The organism is Microvirga makkahensis, from assembly GCF_009830105.1.
In the GTDB taxonomy this organism is placed as follows: Bacteria; Pseudomonadota; Alphaproteobacteria; order Rhizobiales; family Beijerinckiaceae; genus Microvirga; species Microvirga makkahensis.
On sequence record NZ_WURB01000026.1, the window covers coordinates 1 to 18,625 of the forward strand.

General features: G+C 62.9%; 16 protein-coding genes and 1 pseudogene. 13 read left to right on the top strand and 4 right to left on the bottom strand.

Going from position 1 to position 18,625, the window contains the following annotated elements:
- Positions 1 to 301: 301 nt before the first annotated feature.
- From GR328_RS21915 to GR328_RS21930, 4 genes are all read left to right on the top strand, one after another.
- Positions 302 to 1,465, top strand: coding sequence for an acyl-CoA dehydrogenase family protein (locus tag GR328_RS21915; protein WP_160887663.1), 1,164 nt, complete (start codon positions 302 to 304; stop codon positions 1,463 to 1,465).
- An 8-nt stretch (positions 1,466 to 1,473) separates the two neighbouring features.
- Positions 1,474 to 2,940: an HWE histidine kinase domain-containing protein gene (locus GR328_RS21920; RefSeq protein WP_160887665.1), complete on the top strand. Its 1,467-nt coding sequence runs from the start codon at positions 1,474 to 1,476 to the stop codon at positions 2,938 to 2,940.
- A gap of 141 nt (positions 2,941 to 3,081) precedes the next feature.
- Positions 3,082 to 3,393: a transposase gene (locus GR328_RS28090; protein ID WP_160887667.1), complete on the top strand. Its 312-nt coding sequence runs from the start codon at positions 3,082 to 3,084 to the stop codon at positions 3,391 to 3,393.
- A gap of 14 nt (positions 3,394 to 3,407) precedes the next feature.
- On the top strand, positions 3,408 to 4,034 hold the full coding sequence (locus GR328_RS21930; RefSeq protein WP_160887669.1) for a transposase: 627 nt from the start codon (positions 3,408 to 3,410) through the stop codon (positions 4,032 to 4,034).
- On the opposite strand, the gene GR328_RS21935 is transcribed toward GR328_RS21930, so the two are convergent.
- From GR328_RS21935 to GR328_RS21945, 4 genes and pseudogenes are all read right to left on the bottom strand, one after another.
- Complete coding sequence (locus tag GR328_RS21935) at positions 4,031 to 4,813, bottom strand: helix-turn-helix domain-containing protein (protein ID WP_160887671.1); 783 nt, start codon at positions 4,811 to 4,813, stop codon at positions 4,031 to 4,033. The genes GR328_RS21930 and GR328_RS21935 overlap by 4 nt on opposite strands.
- 305 nt (positions 4,814 to 5,118) lie before the next feature.
- A pseudogene (locus GR328_RS27675) lies at positions 5,119 to 5,395 on the bottom strand (transposase); the annotation flags it as partial.
- Positions 5,396 to 5,579: 184 nt separating this feature from the next.
- Positions 5,580 to 7,772 carry a PAS domain-containing protein gene (locus tag GR328_RS21940; protein WP_205790211.1) on the bottom strand — a complete coding sequence of 731 codons (2,193 nt, stop codon included), beginning with the start codon at positions 7,770 to 7,772 and terminating at the stop codon, positions 5,580 to 5,582.
- 55 nt (positions 7,773 to 7,827) lie between these two features.
- Positions 7,828 to 8,010, bottom strand: coding sequence for a type II toxin-antitoxin system ParD family antitoxin (locus GR328_RS21945; protein WP_160887675.1), 183 nt, complete (start codon positions 8,008 to 8,010; stop codon positions 7,828 to 7,830).
- Between the two features lie 720 nt (positions 8,011 to 8,730).
- Here GR328_RS21945 and GR328_RS21950 point away from each other — a divergent pair.
- From GR328_RS21950 to GR328_RS21990, 9 genes are all read left to right on the top strand, one after another.
- Positions 8,731 to 11,679 carry a PAS domain S-box protein gene (locus GR328_RS21950; protein WP_246216028.1) on the top strand — a complete coding sequence of 983 codons (2,949 nt, stop codon included), beginning with the start codon at positions 8,731 to 8,733 and terminating at the stop codon, positions 11,677 to 11,679.
- A gap of 533 nt (positions 11,680 to 12,212) precedes the next feature.
- Positions 12,213 to 13,346 carry a sensor histidine kinase gene (locus tag GR328_RS21955; RefSeq protein WP_160887677.1) on the top strand — a complete coding sequence of 378 codons (1,134 nt, stop codon included), beginning with the start codon at positions 12,213 to 12,215 and terminating at the stop codon, positions 13,344 to 13,346.
- A gap of 523 nt (positions 13,347 to 13,869) precedes the next feature.
- Complete coding sequence (locus GR328_RS21960; protein WP_160887679.1) at positions 13,870 to 14,103, top strand: hypothetical protein; 234 nt, start codon at positions 13,870 to 13,872, stop codon at positions 14,101 to 14,103.
- 89 nt (positions 14,104 to 14,192) lie between these two features.
- Positions 14,193 to 14,912, top strand: coding sequence for a Crp/Fnr family transcriptional regulator (locus GR328_RS21965; RefSeq protein WP_246216029.1), 720 nt, complete (start codon positions 14,193 to 14,195; stop codon positions 14,910 to 14,912).
- Positions 14,913 to 15,259: 347 nt separating this feature from the next.
- The gene (locus GR328_RS21970) at positions 15,260 to 15,808 is read left to right on the top strand and encodes a sigma-70 family RNA polymerase sigma factor (RefSeq protein ID WP_160887683.1); all 549 of its coding nucleotides are present in this window, start codon (positions 15,260 to 15,262) and stop codon (positions 15,806 to 15,808) included.
- Positions 15,801 to 16,562: an anti-sigma factor gene (locus GR328_RS21975; protein ID WP_160887685.1), complete on the top strand. Its 762-nt coding sequence runs from the start codon at positions 15,801 to 15,803 to the stop codon at positions 16,560 to 16,562. Before GR328_RS21970 ends, GR328_RS21975 begins: the two co-directional genes overlap by 8 nt.
- Before the next feature lie 17 nt (positions 16,563 to 16,579).
- Positions 16,580 to 17,296 carry a Bax inhibitor-1/YccA family protein gene (locus GR328_RS21980; RefSeq protein WP_160887686.1) on the top strand — a complete coding sequence of 239 codons (717 nt, stop codon included), beginning with the start codon at positions 16,580 to 16,582 and terminating at the stop codon, positions 17,294 to 17,296.
- Between the two features lie 32 nt (positions 17,297 to 17,328).
- A complete protein-coding gene (locus GR328_RS21985; protein WP_160887688.1) occupies positions 17,329 to 17,895 on the top strand; it encodes a DUF2076 domain-containing protein in 567 nt (188 codons plus the stop codon).
- 156 nt (positions 17,896 to 18,051) lie between these two features.
- Entirely contained in the window at positions 18,052 to 18,507 is a 456-nt protein-coding gene (locus GR328_RS21990; protein WP_160887690.1) for a PRC-barrel domain-containing protein, read from the top strand.
- Positions 18,508 to 18,625: the final 118 nt, after the last annotated feature.

The following is an 18,625-nucleotide window of genomic DNA, read 5'->3' on the forward strand; positions in this document are numbered from 1 at the left end:
ACCTGAGACAAAGACGGCGGGATACCTCGACGCCCATGGGATGAGGTGAACCAGACTTGCAGCCCCTGCTTTCACGGAGGCTCGCTCAAGGCCAGCAAAAAGACCAAACGTGACTTCCCAAACCTGCCAGTTCCAGACCATCGGCGGGCATCGCCCTTCCAAAAAGAAACGCGCAAGCCACACGGCCCAGGTTGATGTTCTCGTTCTCGTACTCTAAATCTGCCGAGCTTCCGGGTGACGAGCAGGGCCCGGTTTCCTACGAGCGTGCGGTGCAACTCGTGCTATCTTGGGACAAGCTTTCATGGATGCAAATTTACCCGCAGGGCTGGTGAGCCTACAGTCCAGGGCCGCCGGGATTGCCGCCGCCATCCTGGCCCCCAATGCGGAGCGGGTTGACCAGGACGCCCAATGGCCGGCAACGGGCATGGAAGCCTTAGGAGAAGCTGGCCTGCTCGGCCTCCATGTTCCCCGCTCTCTCGGCGGCCATGGCGAGGGGCTGCTCGCCCTCTCCGTCATCACGGAAGAGCTCGGCAAGGCGTGTGGCTCGACCTCCATGTGCTACGGCATGCACTGTGTTGCCACCCAGGTCATCGCCGCCAAGGCAACCCCGGATCAGGAAGAGCGCTATCTGCGCCCGATTGCCCAGGGCCGACATATCAGTTCGCTCGCCCTGAGCGAGCCTGCTTCGGGCGTGTTTCTGTACCTCCCCCGGGCCACCTTCGAGCATGCCGGAGAGAGTTTTCTCCTCAATGGCGACAAAGCGTTTATCACCAGCGGAGGCGTAGCGGATTCCTATGTAGTCTCAGCTGTGGCCCAAGGTGACGAGCACGACCCGAGCACCTTTACCTGTGTGCTCGTCGACAAAGGCAGCGAAGGCCTTCACTGGGGCAAGCCGTGGAATGGGTTCGGCATGCGGGGCAACAGCTCGCGCTCGGCGCGCTTGCACAACGTCCGTGTTCCGGCGACCAACCTTCTGGGCCGCGAGGGGGACCATATCTGGTATGTCTTCGAGGTGATCGCGCCCTTCTTCCTGACCGCCATGGCAGGCACCTATATCGGCATCGCTCAATCGGCTCTGGATGGGGCAATCGCCTCATTGAAGGGGCGCCGTTTCGCGCACGCGGCGGAACCCCTGGCCGACAATCCCGTTCTTGCTCACGATGTCGCCGAGATGTGGCTGCGCGTGTCCCGGGCACGTCAATTGACCCACTATGCCGCAAAGCTCGGAGACGCTCGCTCTCCAGAGGCCGTTCAGGCCCTCTTTGCCGCAAAGATCGAAGCTGCGGATGCTGCCGTGGAAGTCACAAGAATGGCCATGACCGTAGCCGGCGGACGTGCTTACCAGGACGGTGGTCCTCTTCAGCGCGCCATGCGCGATGCCCAGGCGGCGCCCGTCATGTCGCCGACGACCCACCTCCTGAAGACTTGGCTTGGGCGCACGGCCCTCGGCCTGCCCCCACTCTGAGGCGTCACGTGCGCTCGTCCCCGACACGCCCCCACGTCGTCGCACTGGCAGGCGCAGGAGAGGCGAACGCACTGCGGACACTCCTGTCGGATCCTCTGCTGAGCGATCTCAGGGTCGATGTGGTGTCCGATGGGCCGAGTGCCCATCATATCCTGCGGGAGAATGGCGGGACATCGGTACCTATCGTTCTGATCGGATCGGAGGTGAGTTCCCCGTTGGCTGCTGCCAGGGACCTCAGGCGGGACAACCAAAGCCTAAGCATTCTCTTCCTGCTGGACGTGGACCGTTACGAGTCCTTTGCCCGCATGCTGCCGTTCGTTCCCGAGTTGCACGGGGCGCTCGTGATCACGAAAGCGGCGGATGCTGGGGAGCTCAGGCGCCTGCTGATGGGAGCCTTTGCGAGTGCGCTGCGCCAGTCCGAGGCGGCCCTCGTTCGCGAGTACATCAACCGGCGACTTACTCAGACCTCAAATTCGGGCGAGGCGCACCAGCAGCACCTGCTGTCACAAAGCTATTTGACCACTCTCCTGACCTCCACACCGGATGCCATCTTCGCGGCAGATCAGGATGGAAAGCTGCTCGCGTGGAACGAGGCAACATCCGACCTCTTCGGAGTTCTCCTCGACGACAGCATCGTCGGCCGCAGTGTTTCGTCTCTTTTTCCCTTGGATCTTCAGCCTGAGACCGAGCGGTTGCTAAGCCGGGTCAAGTCGGGTGAAGTGGTCAGGGAGCATCACACGAGGATCGTACGCCCGGACGGAATCTTGATCGACGCGGAAATCAGTGTTGCACCGGTCTATGTGCAAGCCAGGCAACTGGCAGGAATTTCCTTCACCGCCCGGGACATCACTGAGCGCAAACAGGCTCAGCGCCGCCAGAGTCTTCTGATCAACGAGCTCAACCATCGCGTGAAGAATACGCTGGCAACGGTTCAGTCCCTGGTTCAGCAGACGCTTCGGAATGCACCCGATCCATCGGTGTTCCAGGCAGACCTGATGGGGCGACTCATTGCGCTCTCTCGCACCCACGATCTGCTAACCCAGAGCAGTTGGGAAGGAGCCTTTCTGAACGACGTCTTGGACGTGGAGCTTGCTCCCTATGGTAGAGGTGGCGAGCCGCGATATGAGGTGAGGGGTCCGCGGCTGTACTTGCCCTCACAGGCTGTGCTCTCCCTTGGTTTGGTCTGCCATGAACTTGCGACGAATGCCGCAAAGTATGGTGCATTCTCCAGGACGGAAGGTTGGGTCAGCGTATCCTGGTCCCAAAGCCCAACGGGTATAAGGATCGAGTGGGTTGAGCGGGGCGGGCCGCCTGTGGCCGCCCCAACACGGAAGGGCTTTGGCTCACGGCTGATCGAGCGCTCGATCAGGAACGATCTTGGAGGCGAGTTCCTGGCCGAGTTCAGGCCTGAGGGGTTCCGGGCAGTCATGACTCTGCCACCCGAGCAGATGCCCGCCGGCTACATCACACCATAACAAGCCTGCTACTACGGCGCTGCCCTCAACAATCACGTTGTAAATGTCAGCCTTGGCTGCGGCCGACTGCGCCAAGGCAAGGCTGCCCTCCAGCTGTCCCGGGAGCTCGGCGTCCAGCACAAGGCCGACTGGGTGCTCCTGATGAAGCTCAGGGAGGTCGTGGCGGCCCGCCCGGACGAGATGGTTCTGGAGGATGAGGACGAGAGCGACGGCAAGTATGCGGGCGGGCACGTGAGGCCCCAAAACAAGGCCGAGGATTGCATACGACTGCCGCAAGGAAACCGCAGCCCGAGCCGTCTCTGTGCCCTGGCAATCCGGCAGCGTGGGTTCCTCGGCCGGACCTTTACCCGCCCCCGCGAGGAGGACAGTGACGCTGCCTGGTCGGCCGGCAGGGACCATGTGTCCGGTGATGCGAAAGTCTGCGCGGACGAGCACGGCAGCTACATGGCCTGATCGGCTTCAACCGCATGGGACGGGTGAACCAGTCGAAGGCGTGTTCTACCGAGGACGGCACCAACACCAACTTCATCGAGAGCTTCTTCAGCCGCATCCAGCGGGCTTATGCCGGTGTCCATCACCGCTTCTCGACCCGATATTTCGACTGGTACGTCGCCGATCTCGTGCGGAAGGAGGATGCCCAGCGGATGAGCAACGGGGCGCAGACGCAATCAATGCTCGCACAGGCTCTCCGGAGGCGGACGTCAGGGCACCTGTATAACCAGATCCACCTCGTCCTTGCGGGTGACATTGTGCCCGGTCGTGAAACCCGTCGGGCATGGAGCCGTCTTCGGCAGTCCCGTGTCGTGGGCAACATCGTCACGAGCTCACACGGCCATCTTCACCTGAGGCTGAAGCTCGAAAATGGCAACGGCTCCGTGCGCGAACTCCTTGCCGACGATGCCCTCGGTCGGCAGCCCGAGACCATCGCGGTAGAACGCGACGGCTCGCTCCAGATCCTCGATCCCAAGCGTCAACACCGAAATACGTGGTCTCATTCGCCCTCCGTCCATGCACGGACCGCCATCAGGCCAGCACCACCGGATCACATCGTGGTCGAGTTGGAGGAAATCATCTTGAACAAAGCGGCCAGTTAGGCCGCCACCTGGCGCACGAACTCGCCCGCCGTCATCCCGCACAGGGACTGGACCTCGCGCGTGAGGTGGGCCTGATCGGCATACCCGGCGCGGAGCGCGAGGGGGGACAGCCCCTCATCCGCATTCGTTCGCGCGAGGACCTGGAATCTCTGGAAGCGCAGGATCCGGGCGAAGGTCTTCGGGCCGTAGCCGAAAAACTCATCACATTGGCGGCGCAAGGTTCTCTCGCTGATCCCAAGGCGTTCGCGCAGCGCCATGATCTTGCGCCCTTCAGCACTCGCGTCCGACCTGGGAAACTCAAATATCATTGTCGCCCCCTGGCGCGGGTGCTCCACCTCCGGTGCCTCGGCGGCGGGAAACTCCTGTAAGACGCGGAGCTTATCTCCTACCGAGGAGGCAACTCCGATCCCATCCGCGACGCGGTCGGCCGTACCACTCCAGAACTCTGCCATCGGAACTTCCCGTCCGATGATCTCCGCCAGAGGCTGACCTAGCCACTTGGCTGCGGCTCCAGGCGTGAAGCGAATGCCGAGAACAATGGAGCCCGGTCTCAATTCCGGGGTCGCGGCGGCGATGTCGGGACCTACCACCGTGAACCGACCTTCCCGCCAGAGGAGATCGAAACAGCCATCGGGAACGACGACGACAGGTCCTGAATGGTCCGGAGAGACTGAACTCATCCACACGGACTGAAAATGCGGGAGCAGCCGGGCGACCGGACGCGCCTCGACATATCGCCCGGGACGGCTGGCCAGGATCGGTTCATACGCACGCGGCATGACCGATCACCCCTTCCGAACGGCTCCCGACCCATCCGCAAAATGCCATTCGGGAGGTGCATCTTCAATGGGCCGAACCTGGCCTTCTAAAGGAACGGCGGCTCGATCTTCTATCCTTGTGCGATGCATCGCTCCGTTGCGATCTCCCACAGGTGCCTACGGCCATGACCGGTTCCGACCAGGTGCACGCGTTTGCGCTTCTTCAGTGCGCTCAAGGCGGCCGAGACATGCGTCACGAAACGGGGAAGGACCGGGTCTTGGAGAAGGTGGAGGGGTCCTGCACCTCCCTCCAGCCCAAGGCGTCAGAACCAGCGTCAGGCCAGATTGAGGTGCCCCTCCCTCGCACAAGCGCCGCTTGGAGCTGATGCGGCGGACGCCACCGATCAGCAGCATGCGGATCATCAGCTCGCGATCAACAGAGGGCCGGCCTGTCGTTCCGGAAAAGCTCGCCAGATGCTGACGCAACTCGGAGCAGTCAGCAACGCGGTCGATGCGCCGCAGCAGGTGATTGGAGGGTGCATGGTCCTCGGGCCGGAACGCCTAGAACAGGCTCTCCTGCATCGCCAGACGTTCGCCCGTCATGCCCCGATCCGCCGCCCTTCGCGAAGACATTCTCATCGGAATCATCCACAAGCAGATGAGGTGGATGGCTCCCTCTGGCGGCCTCTGAGGGCCAGGATGGGTTGTGTCAGGCAACCCCGGAGAAAAGAGCCATCCGCCGTGGCAGTTCCCACGATCGGCCTGGATTTGGTTTAGACATCATGGTTCATGCGATCGGAGCGTCAACTGTGCAGACGACGCCGGTTACGGCAAACAGGATCTGTGCCTCACCATTAAGATCCTGGGCAAGGCTGCGTTCGATCAGGCGTGTGCCGAAGCCACGGCGGGTCGGCGGCGCCACGATGGGTCCTCCGGCCTCCCTCCATTGCAGATGAAGGCGGGCAGGAACTTGGAGATCATCAACTTCCCAAGTGACCCTAATCATGCCTGTGACATTGGAAAGAGCGCCATACTTACCCGCATTGGTGGCAAGCTCCTGGAGCGCCATGGCGAGCGCAAGAGCCATCCGGGGCGGCAGGCGAATCCAAGGTCCTTCGAGGTGGAAACGATCTTCGCCTTGGCCCCTGTAGGGCTCTACTGCCTGCTCTACGATCTCGCGCAGCTCCGCGCTCTCCCAGTTCTCCCGGGTAAGCACATCGTGTGTTCGTGAGAGCGCCAGGAGGCGTCCCTCGAGAGCATCCTTCGCATCCTGAGCAGTCGCAGCGTTGCGAAGTGTCTGCGAGGTGATCGACTGTACCGTAGCCAAGGTATTCTTCACCCGGTGATTCAACTCGTTGATGAGAAGGCGCTGGTGCTCCTGAGCCTTCTTCTCAGCGCGGATGTCACGCACCTCGATGATGGTGCCGATGGTGTTGGCTTCCTCATCCGGGATCGGGCTGGCCGTGAATGCAACCGGATAAAAGCTGCCGTCCTTATGAACGAAGACTTCCTCGCCCTGCACCTGGTGCTCGTCCGGGAACGCCCGATCGATGAGGCAATCCTCGAGAGGAAAGTGGCTGCCGTCAGGGCGGGTGTGGTGGATCACGTCGTGTAAGGGACGTCCGGTCACCTCTGCAAGGGTGTAGCCCGTGAGCTTCTCGGCAGCCGCGTTCATGTAGACACAGTGCTGCCGCTCATCCATGAGGAAGATCGACACTGAGGCGTTGTTGAGCACCGCGTTCAGCCGCCGCTGGCTTTGCCGCAGGGCTTCCTCAGCTTCTTTGGTTCCAGTGATGTCGCGCGAGACGGAGAGGAGCTTTTCGACTTCGCCGTGTGCCCCCCTGATCGGGGTCACCGCGACGTCCCACCATTTAGGCGTTCCTTTGGCTGTGGGCGTCGGCCCCTGAAAGCGAGCAGTGCCGCCCGCCAAAGCGGTCTCCACGGCTTGCCGTGCCTTCCCATGCTCCGGACCTGACCAGAAGGAGCGCCAGTCACAGCCTTGAATGGTGCCGAAATTATCGACCTCCATCACCTGCATGCCTCCCTGGCTCATGAACTGAAGCCGGGCGTCGCTATCAAGCACCTTGATGCAGTCGCTGGAGCTGTCCAGGATACGGCGGTTGAACTCCTCACTGGCGCGGAGAGCCTCCACGGAATGCTTGGCTTCCGTAACATCGTAGCCTTCGACGAAAATGCCGGTGACCTGCCCATCGGCATTCTTGATCGGCTGATAGATGAAGTCGACGAAGCGCTTCTCAAGCAGGCTGCCAGGCTCCCGTTGAATGCGAACGGGCACACCCCGCCCAACGAATGGCTCCCCGGTTCTGTGGACCTCATCCAAAAGCTCGAAGAAGCCTTGACCTTCAAGCTCGGGCAAGGCCTCTCTCACCGGTTTGCCGGCAAGCTCCCGGTGCCCGACAAGCCGCAAGTAAGCATCGTTTGCCAATTCGAAAACGTGGTTCCGACCGCGCAGCATGGCCATGATGCCCGGGGCCTGCTGAAACATCTGCTGTAGCAACTGGCGCTCTGCGACATTCCTGCGCTCTGCCAGCACCTTATCGGTTGTCTCTGTCACCGCGCAGAACATGCCGGCGATCTGGTCATTTTCGTCCCAAACGGGCGTATAGGAGAAGCTGAACCAAGCCTGCTCCAGATAGCCATGCCGCCGCATGGGGATTAGGAGATCTTCATGCCAGCTCGGCTTGCCCTCCAGTGTACTGTCGACCAAGAGCTTGATCTGGCTCCAGATGTCAGACCAGACCTCGGCAAAGGGGCGGCCCAGCGCATCCGGGTGCTTGGCCCCGAAGATCGGTGCGTAGGCATCGTTGTATAGAAAAGCGAGTTCCGGCCCCCAGACGATGAACATGGGCTGCTGGGCATTCAGCATCACACGCACGAGCGTGCGCAGGGACTGAGGCCAGATCTGGGGATCACCCAATGGCGTGACAGACCAGTCGTGAGCGCGTATGCGAGCGCCCATTTCGCCGCCGCCTTTGAGGAAGCTCGGTATCGCCGGAGCCGCGTCCAACGGGCGCTTAACCAGCATTGAAAGTCTCAGAGCACGCTTTTTGGTTCGTACCGATCAGGCGTTCCCTCGCGTCGAGCAGGCGGAGAGCGACGCGCACCACCTCACTGGCGCTGCGGCGTCGCCCTGAAGCGACCTTGCAGTTGACCAAGGATTGCAGCTCGGGAGTGAACGAGGTGTTGCGGATTGCCATGGATGAGGTGCGAAGGAGGGGTAGAAGTGTCACAACGCTTGACACAGCGCTTCGTTCCAAGTTGAAGCGCCCCTTGGATAATCCCTCCCGGAAACGGGTGTTGCGCTTCACGCTTGTGGAATCACACCCCCCTGAGACGCAGAACCTCTGGTTTTGTACTTAGTTGCCCCACCCTCATGAATGTGAGCCGTAGGTACGCGCTCCGGCAGAGCTGGGCTGAAGCCCTGCCGCGTGGGGCACAACAGGCGGGCTGTTCGGGTCAACCTATCCAACCTGAGGCACAACTCGTCCTTGAAGCCAAAGAGGTCCTCGGGTCCGCCGCCAGGAAAGTATGCCCATGAAATCCTTGCCGCTCATTCCAAGAGCGGGAGTACCGCCCCTACCTCGGCACTGATGCTGATGATTCGCTCGCCATTGCAGGGCTGGCTCTGATCCAGGATTTCGGGGCGGCAACCGAACAAGACGCCCTATCCTATGCACGTTGTCCACGGTCGCGGAGTAATGTTCGGAGGCCGCCTTCCAAGCGGTCGCGCGACTAAGAGCGGAGAGGCGTCGTCGAGCCAATCCGCCCCGATCCGTCGATCGACGGTACCGCCGAGGTGGAAAATGCAGCCCACCTCTTGGAGCGGTCGGAGGTGGTGCCAGGCTCTTGTCAAGCCAGAGGCTGAACCATAGTTATGCGCCGAACTTGGCCATCGGGTACCTGCGTCAATGTCATCGATGTTACACGTCCCCTCTACCGAAACGGCGGACGCAACGAATCTCGACTTTCTGGGCAACAGCGAGATGGGCCTGCGCACGCGGAGCTATGACTGGTCGCGTACCTCGCTCGGGCCGATCTCGGCGTGGCCACAGAGCCTGAAGACCACAGTCGGGGTTCTCCTGCGCTCCCCGGTTCCCATTGTCCTGTTGTGGGGACCTGACGGCGTCATGATCTATAACGACGCCTATTCGGGCTTTGCAGGTGGCCGTCATCCACTCCTGTTCGGCTCGAAGGTGCGCGAGGGCTGGCCCGAGGTCGCCGACTTTAACGACAACGTGATGAAGGTCGGCCTAAGCGGTGGCACCCTGTCCTACCGTGATCAGGAACTCACACTCTACCGCAAGGGTGTTCCCGAGCGGGTGTGGATGAACCTGGATTACAGCCCGGTTCTGGACGAGAGCGGCCGACCGGCGGGCGTGCTCGCCGTCGTGGTGGAGACAACCCAGCGTATCCTCGCCCAGCGGGCGCTGGCAAAATCCGAGGAGCGCCTGTCCTACGCCCTCAATGCGGCGGGCATGGTCGGCACCTTCGACTGGCACATCCAGACCGATACGTTCTATTCTGACGCGCGGTTCGCGGCGATGTTCTCGGTCGACCCAGACAAAGGAGAAGCCGGTACGTCGCTTGCAGAGTACCTCGGTGGCATCCACCCCGACGACCGGGAGAGGATAGGCGACGCGATCAACCACACCATTGCGACCGGCGAAAAGTACGCGCAGGTGTATCGCCTGCTTCAGAAGGACGGCACGATCCTTTGGATCGAGGCACGGGGCGAGTGCCTGTACGATGACGACGGCAAGCCCTGGCGCTTTCCCGGCACCGTAGTCGACATCACCGAGCGCAAACGCGTCGAGGAGCAGCTTGCCGAGACCTCGCGCCGGCTCGACGCGATCCTGAACAACACCAAAATGGCGGTGTTCATGATGGACGACCGCCAGCAATGCGTCTACATGAACAAGGCGGCCGAGGACCTGACCGGCTACACGCTCGCCGAGACGCAGGGCCGCCCCCTTCACGACGTCGTCCATCACACCCGCCCCGACGGCACGCCGTATCCCCTGTGCGAATGCCCCATCGACCAGGCTCTCCCCGAAAACAATCAGGAGCAGGGCGAAGAGATCTTCGTCCATAAGGATGGCAGCTTCTATCCGGTGGCCTTCACCGCCAGCCCGATCCGGGACGAAGCCGGGCGGCCCATTGGTACCGTGATCGAGGCGCGCAACATCGAGCAGGAGCTTCGGGCCAGGGCTGCGCTCGAAGCGTTCAACGCCACACTGGAGCAGCGCGTAACGGATGCCATCGCCGAACGGGAGAAGGTCGAGGCTCTGCTTCGTCAGTCGCAGAAGATGGAGGCGCTGGGCCAGCTCACGGGCGGCGTGGCGCACGACTTCAACAACCTGCTCCAGGTAATCAGCGGCAACCTGCAGCTTCTGGCCAAGGACATCGCCGGCAACGAGCGCGCCGAAGCGCGCGTACAGAACGCGCTTGCGGGCGTCTCGCGCGGCTCCAAGCTGGCGTCCCAGCTCCTGGCCTTCGGGCGGCGCCAGCCGCTGGAGCCCAAGGTCGTGAACATCGGTCGCTTCATCAAGGGCATGGATGAGATGCTGCGCCGGGCCCTGGGCGAAGAGATCGAGGTCGAAACGGTGGTCTCGGGCGGATTGTGGAACACCCAGATCGATCCGGGCCAGATCGAGAACGCGATCCTGAACTTGGCGATCAATGCCCGTGACGCGATGAACGGTCAGGGGCGCCTGACGATTGAGGCGGGCAATGCCCTGCTCGACGACCGCTATGCCCTCCAGCATGATGTGGCTGCCGGCCAATACGTGATGCTGGCGGTGACCGACACGGGAAGCGGCATTCCACCCGAGATCCTGGATCGGGTGTTCGATCCCTTCTTCAGCACCAAGCCCGAAGGCAAGGGCACTGGCTTGGGCCTGTCGATGGTCTACGGCTTCGTCAAGCAGTCCGGCGGCCACATCAAGATCTACAGCGAGGTCGGCCAGGGCACCACAGTCAAGATCTACCTGCCGCGCGTCCATGAGCAGGAGGACGTGCTGACCGATCTGCGCACCGCGCCGGTGCGGGGCGGAACCGAGACCATCCTGGTGGTGGAGGACGACGACGAGGTCCGCGAGACGGCAGTCGCGCTCCTGTCGGACCTTGGCTATCGCGTGCTCAAGGCCCGCGACGCGACCAGTGCTCTCAACGTGATCGAGAGCGGATTGGAGATCGATCTTCTGTTCACCGACGTGGTCATGCCCGGACCGCTGCGGAGCCCTGAGCTCGCCCGCAAGGCGCGCATGCGCCTGCCGCACATCGCGGTGCTGTTCACTTCGGGCTACACGGAAAATGCGATTGTTCATGGAGGGCGGCTCGATCCCGGAGTCGAGCTTCTGGCAAAGCCCTATTCCCGCGAGGATCTCGCTCGGAAAATCCGCCATGTGCTGGCCAACCAGCAACAGCGCAACCTTGCCGCATCCGCGCCGCCGCCTCATGCGGAGCCTCGGGCCACGAAGGTCGCCAACGTGGTGAGTTGGACTGTTCTGCTGGTGGAGGACGACGATCTCATCCGGAGCAGCACGGCCGAGATGCTGATCGGGCTTGGTCACAAGGTACTGGAGGTTGCGGATGCCGCGTCGGCCCTGAAGGCGCTCGAAGGGAATGCGGTCGACATCCTGGTTACTGATGTTGGACTTCCAGATATCTCTGGAGCCGACCTGGTCCGACGCGCCCTGAGGATCCGGCCCGGGTTGGGAGTGGTCTTCGCCACGGGAGATGAGGCCATATCGGCTGAGCAGGATATGAAAAGTGCGGTGCTGCTGGTGAAGCCCTATGCCGAGGAGGATCTGGCGCGGGCTCTGGCTTCCTCGGTATCCAAATCCAGGTTGGACGCAGCGGAATAATCCGCTGCTCTCACGACGAACGAATAGCTTTCCCGATGAGCCCGGGATGCACGAGCGTGGATCACCGGCGGGCGATCACTCCGGTTCTGGAAGGCGATTCGTGCCCCCGTGCCCGATGGAGCAACGCCCTTCGCGCATAGCATCGCCCGAGCGGCGGGCGGTGACGGCAGAGAGGGTCCCGAAGTGCCCCTGGCCTAGAGGCGGAACCTGTCGGCATGCCACTTGCTTGAAGCCCTTCAAGCTATGGTGCAGTGGCGGCATTACGAAGAACCCGCGAGGCTCGACCGGGACCCGCGTTCTGGCCTGCCTGTCATCTGGGTTGGCGTTTGAAGCCCCTTCCGTCCCGCGAGCTCGTCGGATCGCCCGATGAGCTCGCGCTATGTTTGGAACTCGGACGTTACGATCGCAAGCCCCGGATCGGGGCCGCCGCTGCCTGGCGCCTGGAACAAACTTCTCTATTTCTGAGTTCTCGGACTGCCCAGGTCGAACCTTACGACCAGGGCAGAAATCGATGTGTATACTCCAGAGTTTCTATGCCGGAGCCTACGCCACCTTCCGAGCGCACCAGCTTCCGCCGCACGCCCGCGGGGGACTTGTTGAAAGCGATCGAGCGCTTGGCGAGCGCGGGAGAGATCGAAGAAGTGATCGAGGTGGTCCGATCGACGGCGCGCCGGTTGATCGGGTCCGATGGCATTGCGGTCATCCTGCGAGAGGGGGACGCCTGCTGCTATGTGGAGGAAGACGCAGTCGGCCCGCTCTGGAAAGGCCGTAACTTTCCGCTTTCGTCGTGCATCAGCGGCTGGGCCATGCTCCATCGCCGGACGGTTGTGATCGCAGACATTCGCCTTGACGAACGGATCCCGCAGGATCTCTACCGTGAAACCTTCGTGCGCAGCCTCGTGATGGCGCCTGTGCGGTCTGACGACCCGATCGGCGCGATCGGCGCTTACTGGGGCCAAGTCTACGAGCCAACATCCGACGAGGTCGAGACCCTGGAAACCCTCACCCGTGCGACCGCGACCGCGATGGAGAATGTGCGCCTGGTGAAGGCCCTGTCGCGTGCCCTTGAGGAAGCGGAGTTCGCGCGTGACGAACTTCGGCACCGCGTGAAGAACGCCTATACCGCCACGGAGGCACTCGCGAGGTTGACCTTGCCGCCGGAACATGCGCGAGCGCTCTCCGCGCGGATCGCCGCCCTGGCTCGCGCACACGATCTGCTGGATCGGAAACTAGCGCAGCAGGACCAGATCACGTTGGGCGAGCTCCTAGAGGCCGAACTCGAACCATATCATGTGGACGCTCCCGGGCGGTTCATCATAGGCGGTCCGGCTGTCACATTACCGGGTCCGCAGGCGCTGGCTCTCGGCCTTGCTATCAACGAACTCGCTACTAACGCGCTTAAATACGGCGCGCTCTCTGTCCCGACGGGCCGGTTAGAGGTCAGCTGGAGCCGGGATGCTCAGAATCTGGTGTTAGAGTGGCGCGAATCCGATGGACCGATGGTGAAAGGCGCCGCGCTCGAGAGCTTCGGCTCGCGGTTGCTGAGGCGGTTGGTGGAGGGTCAGCTCGGCGGTTCATTGCGTCGGCACCTGCAGGATTCCGGCGTGACTTGTGTCATCGAATTCGCCGCACCGACCATGATCGGCTCCGACCGAGTCGACACGTAGCGGCCACAGCCGGCAAGTGAACCGAGAAAAGCAGCCATGGCATAACGCAGATGGCGGCTCCACGGCGCCCGAAGAATGGGGCTTTCCGTCCACTACGGGCTGGACCACGGCGACAGCCTGCCCCCAAGTGGTTCTCGTATTGCAGCGGCCAGCGCGTTATCCTGGAGGATAGGCAAGCGGGTGTGCGGCTCATGATCATCGCACGCGAATTGGGCACCCGTGCCTTCAATGGCAGGGTAGATCGGAGTCCTGGGAAGGTGCGCCTTGGGTCAGCCGCGGTCATAGAGCTCCGCATAGGAAGGTCCGCTCGTGCAGCCGAGGCGGCAACCCAGACAACATCAATCTGTGCCGACAAGCGATGCTCCAGTGTGTTTCCACACCTCGAGCGGGAGAGCTCTCAGCGATAGTACAGCCGTGTTCCATCCGAGATTTCCACCAGTGATCCAGGAGCTGATGATGATTACGGCAATCGTGCGCTTTCCCCTGCCCCAGGGCCTCTCTCCTGAGGATGTGAAGTCCACCTATGAGCACTCCGCCCCTCAGTTCCAAGGAGCGCCAGGGCTCGTCCGCAACTACTATCTACTCGGAGCGGACCAGACCGGAAGGGGGTGTGTACCTGTGGCAGAACCGTGAGGCCGCTGAGGTATTGTACTCCGATGACAGGCGCCAGCGGATTGCCGAGCGCTTCGGCGCTCCCCCGACGATCGAGTACTTCGACACGCCGCTGATCATCGACAACGCTGAAAGCGCCGGGTGATCGTAGCGCACCTGTGATCCTAACCTGTGTTGTGGCGGCGATCCCAGCCTCTCCACACGGCTTGAGTTTTGATGGGGCGGAAGGCTGTCATGGTGCTCCAAACATCGAAGGCCACCCACCGCAGCAACTGGCTTCTGGCTGCCCTTGAGCCCGAGGATCTGGGTTACCTTGAGCCGCACTTGGACATTGTGATCCTCCCCAAAGGCACGATCCTCTATGAAGCCGGTGATCCGATCCGCTACACCTACTTCCCCCATGATGCCATCGTGGGCCTGATCAACGTCATGGAAGAGGGGCAGTTCGTCGAGGTGGCGTCGTTCGGGCGGGAGGGGCTGTTCGGCCTGATCAGCGCCATCGTCTCGCGAGAAGCTTTCGGGCGCTACAAGGTACAGGTGCCCGGCACCGCCTCGCGGATTGCCATCGACCGGATGCGGGAGGCGATGCGCGCCCGCCCCAAGGTGCAGCGGCTGGTGCTCAGCTACAGCGAGGCCCTGCTGGCCCAGACGTTCCAGACCGTCTCCTGCAATGCGATCCACACAGTCGAGGCCCGCTGCTGCAACTGGATCCTGAGCACGCGGGATCGGATTGAGGAGGACCTCCTGCCCCTGACCCATGCTGATCTGGCCGAACTGCTCGGGGTGCAGCGCTCGACCGTCAGCACGGTGCTGCGCACCTTCCAGACTCAGGGGCTGATCACGCAGCAGCGCGGGGGCATCATCATCGCGGATCGGGCAGGCCTGGAGGAGATGACCTGCGAATGCTATGCCAGGATCCGTCAGACCTTCGCACGCTTGCTGCCAGTGCCATAGCGTCCGCTGTGCGCTCCCAAGCTGACCAATGCGTGAGGTCCGAGAAGTACCATTACGGGACCTTTCTGGCTTGTCGCAAATTCCACTATGGTTACGAAGGTCGTATCCCGTGAACCGCACGCCCCACATTGGCGGCGCACAGAATGAGATCAATCGGCCCCCTGAATGATCTCCCTCACGCCCCAACATGACAGTAAGAGTGTCCTGGCGGTTCGACGCCGTGGCGGGGCTGGCGGCAATGTTTATGTTCTCGGCAGTGGAGTGTGAGAGCCGATCCGGTTCGGAGCCGCAAAGAAAAAACGTCGCATCATGGGGATTAGAAACATCGTAGGCTTCGTATACCTCGCATGAACGACACGAAAGGCACGGATGTGATCGGGCTGCTGGGGCCCTTGCGGCGCTATGCCCGCTCCCTCGCCCGGGACGAGGCGCAGGCCGAGGACCTGGTGCAGGACACCCTTGTCCGCGCCTACGAGCGGCGCGGATCCTTCCGCCAGGGCGGCAACCTGCGCGGCTGGCTGCTGTCGATCCTCCACAACGCCTTCATCGACAACCGCCGCCGACAGGTGGCGGAGCTGCGCCGCGTGGAGCAGGCCGCCAGCCTCGCGGACACAGCCGCCCCGCCCGAGCAGGAGAGCCGGGTGCGGCTCCAGCAGGTCCAGACCGCCTTCATGAGCCTGCCGGACGAGCAGCGCGCCGCCCTGCATCTCGTGGCAATCGAGGGCCTGTCCTACCAGGAGGCCGCCGCCGCCCTGAAGATCCCTGTCGGCACCCTCATGTCCCGTCTGGGCCGCGCCCGCGCCGCGCTGCGGGGGTTCGAGGCGGGAAGCGAGGTGCCGCACCCCTCGCACAACAAGCGTCCGAGCCTGCGCATCGTGGGAGGTTCCGATGTCTGACCCCGTCACCGAAGCGGACCTTCTTGCCTATGTGGACGACCAGCTCGACCCAGCCCGGCGGATCGAGGTGGAAGAGCACCTTGCCCACGATCCTGAAGCCGCCGCGCGGGTCATGGCCGACCTGAAGGACCGGGACGCCCTCCGGCTGCTCCATGCGGCTCCCCTGCCCCGCCCTGCCGAACCTGTGCTGGCGGCGGCGAGCCGGCTTGAGCGCGCTCTCGCCTGGCAGGAATTCTGGCAAAGGCTGCGCCGGGTCGCCGCCGTGGCGGCACTCGTCGGCTTCGGCTGGTTCGCGCACGGGCAGGTGGGCTTGAGCGTTACCGACAGCGCGGCCTCGCCCAAGCCGCCCGCCTTCGTCGAGGACGCCCTGCACTCGCACGAGACTGGCCTTTTGCGCGCCCGCATGATCTCGCAGCCCGAGGTCGAGGCCTACGACCCCGCCGAGATTCTAACCGAGACCGGGATCCGCCTTCCGGCCCTGCCCGACGACTGGCAGGTGCTGGACGCGCAGGTCTTTCCCTCGCGATATGGCCACAGCATCGAGATCGTCGTCGACGCCGGCGGCCTCGGCCGGGTGTCGCTCTTCGCTGCCCAGGCGCCGGTCTTCGACGTCATCGCCCCGACCCTGGCCAGCTTCGACACGGCGAAGGCCGTGTACTGGCAGACCGGCCCACTCGCCTACGCGCTGACCGGAACCGGCAGCGCCATAGCCCTTGAACGGGCGGCCCTCCGGCTGTCCCACACGGTTCGGTAAACCTTGGAGAAACATCGATGAATACCCCTTACGCTTGGCAGACTGCCTCGACCCGTGCGAGCGGCGCCCTCTTCGACGAGGGCCTGCGCCAGCACATGCTTCGGGTCTACAACACCATGGGCATCGGCCTCGTGGTGACGGGGCTCGTAGCGTTCTTCGTCGCCGCGACACCTGCCCTCTACGTGCCGCTCTTCCAGACTCCACTCAAATGGGTGGTGATGCTGGCGCCCCTGGCCTTCATCTTCTTCTTCTCCTTCCGCATGGAGCGGATGACGGCGGCGTCCGCGCGCATGGCATTCTTCGCCTTCTCGGCGGTGATGGGCCTGTCGCTCGCGTCCGTGTTCCTGGTGTTCACCGGCGCCAGCATCGCCCGCACCTTCTTCATCACCGCCGCCATGTTCGGCGCCACCAGCCTCTACGGCTACACCACCAGGCGCGATCTCTCGAAGTTCGGCTCATTCCTGATCATGGGCCTGATCGGCGTCATCATCGCCTCGATCGTGAACATCTTCCTCGCCTCGAGCGCCCTGCAGTTCGCGATCTCGATCATTGGCGTGCTCGTGTTCACGGGGCTGACCGCCTACGACACCCAGAACATCAAGGAGCAGTATGCCGAGGGCTTCGGGCACGAGACCAACGACAAGATGGCCGTGTTCGGCGCGCTCTCGTTGTACCTCAACTTCGTCAATCTCTTCCAGCTGCTGCTGAACCTCACCGGGCAGCGGGAAGAGTAATCCCCTCCATTGCCAGCAAAGGATCGTTTTACATGGACCATCAGGACCGTCAGGCCATCGAGCAGCTCTTCGGCAGGCTAGCCCAGGTTGAGCGCCAGTCCACGTCCCTGGACGCGCAGGCGGCGGATTTCATCCGCGCGCGTATCGGCCAGCAGCCGAACGCGCCCTACTACATGGCCCAGACCATCGTGGTGCAGGAGCAGGCGCTCAGCGCTGCCCATGGCCGCATTCAGCAACTCGAGCAGGAACTCGCCAACCGTCCAGCGGGCGGGGCCGGCTTCCTGGCCGGCCTGTTCGGGGGCGGACAGCCGCGTTCCCAGCCGCAGCAGCAACCCTATCAGCCGCAGCACGGCATGGCGCCTCCCATGGCTCCCGGCATGGGCGGCATGGCTCCCCGTCCAGGGGGCGGCTTCCTGGCCGGCGCGGCCCAGACCGCCATGGGTGTGGCAGGCGGCGTGCTGCTGGGCAACATGATCGCCAGCGCCTTCTCGGGCGGCGATGAGGCCGGTGCGACCGATGCGGCGCAGCCCGAGCCGCAGCAGGCCGCCACCGAGGACTTCGGGGATACAGGCGAAGACTTCGGTTTTGAGGACGTCTAGCCGCTAACAGCGAGAGGGGCGAGGGTCCAGATCCGGTCGCCACGCCCCTCTGGCGGCTTGCCCATTCGACATCAGTGTTCAAAGCAACGCGTTGCGCACCTGAAGTGACTTGGCCAGAGCTGGCCGGATGAGTGACTTGGCCAGATGAATGAGACTATGATCACCAAGCCTATCCTTGTTCCTGCTGCCACTATGGCGATATTCATCTCTGTTGCGGCGCAATCTCAGCCGGCGCCTTCAAGCCAGGAAATGACCACGGACTCTACGACCCGCACGTCGCCTTTGAGCTCCCCCTCAACAGCACTCACCGTCAGCTCGCTGAAGGGAATGGAGCTGGTTGCAGCAAACGGAGAGGAAATCGGCACCATCGAAGGGATTCTGGTGAGCACCCCCGACAGGAGACCATTCGCTCTCATTGAGCGCGGCGGTTTCCTGGGCCTTGGCGCCAAGGAATTTGCGATCCCACTGGAGAACGCCACGGTGGCGGGCGACCAGATCGCCGTGACCGACGTCAAGGCTGGTCAGCTTGACGGAGTGGTCGAGTACGACGAGAGTGACGCTGCCTTCCGTGAACTCGACGATATCCAGCCTGTGATCCTTCGACAGGGATAGAATACGTGGCGGCACGATCAATCATCGGTTCTCCGTGGCGCCGCCAGCCATTGCTGCACTCGGTCTCACTGAAGCCAAGAGCTTTCGCCCATCCGCCACTCGAATACATTCACCTTGT

What these genes read in the sequence shown, in the direction of transcription:
- GR328_RS21960 (WP_160887679.1), top strand. Translation starts at nt 13,870, where the DNA reads ATGAGCACTCCGCCCCTCAGTTCCAAGGAGCGCCAGGGCTCGTCCGCA.
- GR328_RS21980 (WP_160887686.1), top strand. Translation starts at nt 16,580, where the DNA reads ATGAATACCCCTTACGCTTGGCAGACTGCCTCGACCCGTGCGAGCGGC.
- GR328_RS21990 (WP_160887690.1), top strand. Translation starts at nt 18,052, where the DNA reads ATGATCACCAAGCCTATCCTTGTTCCTGCTGCCACTATGGCGATATTC.
- GR328_RS21915 (WP_160887663.1), top strand. Translation starts at nt 302, where the DNA reads ATGGATGCAAATTTACCCGCAGGGCTGGTGAGCCTACAGTCCAGGGCC.
- GR328_RS28090 (WP_160887667.1), top strand. Translation starts at nt 3,082, where the DNA reads ATGAAGCTCAGGGAGGTCGTGGCGGCCCGCCCGGACGAGATGGTTCTG.
- GR328_RS21945 (WP_160887675.1), bottom strand. Translation starts at nt 8,010, where the DNA reads ATGGCAATCCGCAACACCTCGTTCACTCCCGAGCTGCAATCCTTGGTC.
- GR328_RS21985 (WP_160887688.1), top strand. Translation starts at nt 17,329, where the DNA reads ATGGACCATCAGGACCGTCAGGCCATCGAGCAGCTCTTCGGCAGGCTA.
- GR328_RS21965 (WP_246216029.1), top strand. Translation starts at nt 14,193, where the DNA reads ATGGTGCTCCAAACATCGAAGGCCACCCACCGCAGCAACTGGCTTCTG.
- GR328_RS21975 (WP_160887685.1), top strand. Translation starts at nt 15,801, where the DNA reads ATGTCTGACCCCGTCACCGAAGCGGACCTTCTTGCCTATGTGGACGAC.
- GR328_RS21940 (WP_205790211.1), bottom strand. Translation starts at nt 7,772, where the DNA reads ATGGGCGCTCGCATACGCGCTCACGACTGGTCTGTCACGCCATTGGGT.
- GR328_RS21955 (WP_160887677.1), top strand. Translation starts at nt 12,213, where the DNA reads ATGCCGGAGCCTACGCCACCTTCCGAGCGCACCAGCTTCCGCCGCACG.
- GR328_RS21970 (WP_160887683.1), top strand. Translation starts at nt 15,260, where the DNA reads ATGAACGACACGAAAGGCACGGATGTGATCGGGCTGCTGGGGCCCTTG.
- GR328_RS21950 (WP_246216028.1), top strand. Translation starts at nt 8,731, where the DNA reads ATGTTACACGTCCCCTCTACCGAAACGGCGGACGCAACGAATCTCGAC.
- GR328_RS21930 (WP_160887669.1), top strand. Translation starts at nt 3,408, where the DNA reads ATGGGACGGGTGAACCAGTCGAAGGCGTGTTCTACCGAGGACGGCACC.
- GR328_RS21935 (WP_160887671.1), bottom strand. Translation starts at nt 4,813, where the DNA reads ATGCCGCGTGCGTATGAACCGATCCTGGCCAGCCGTCCCGGGCGATAT.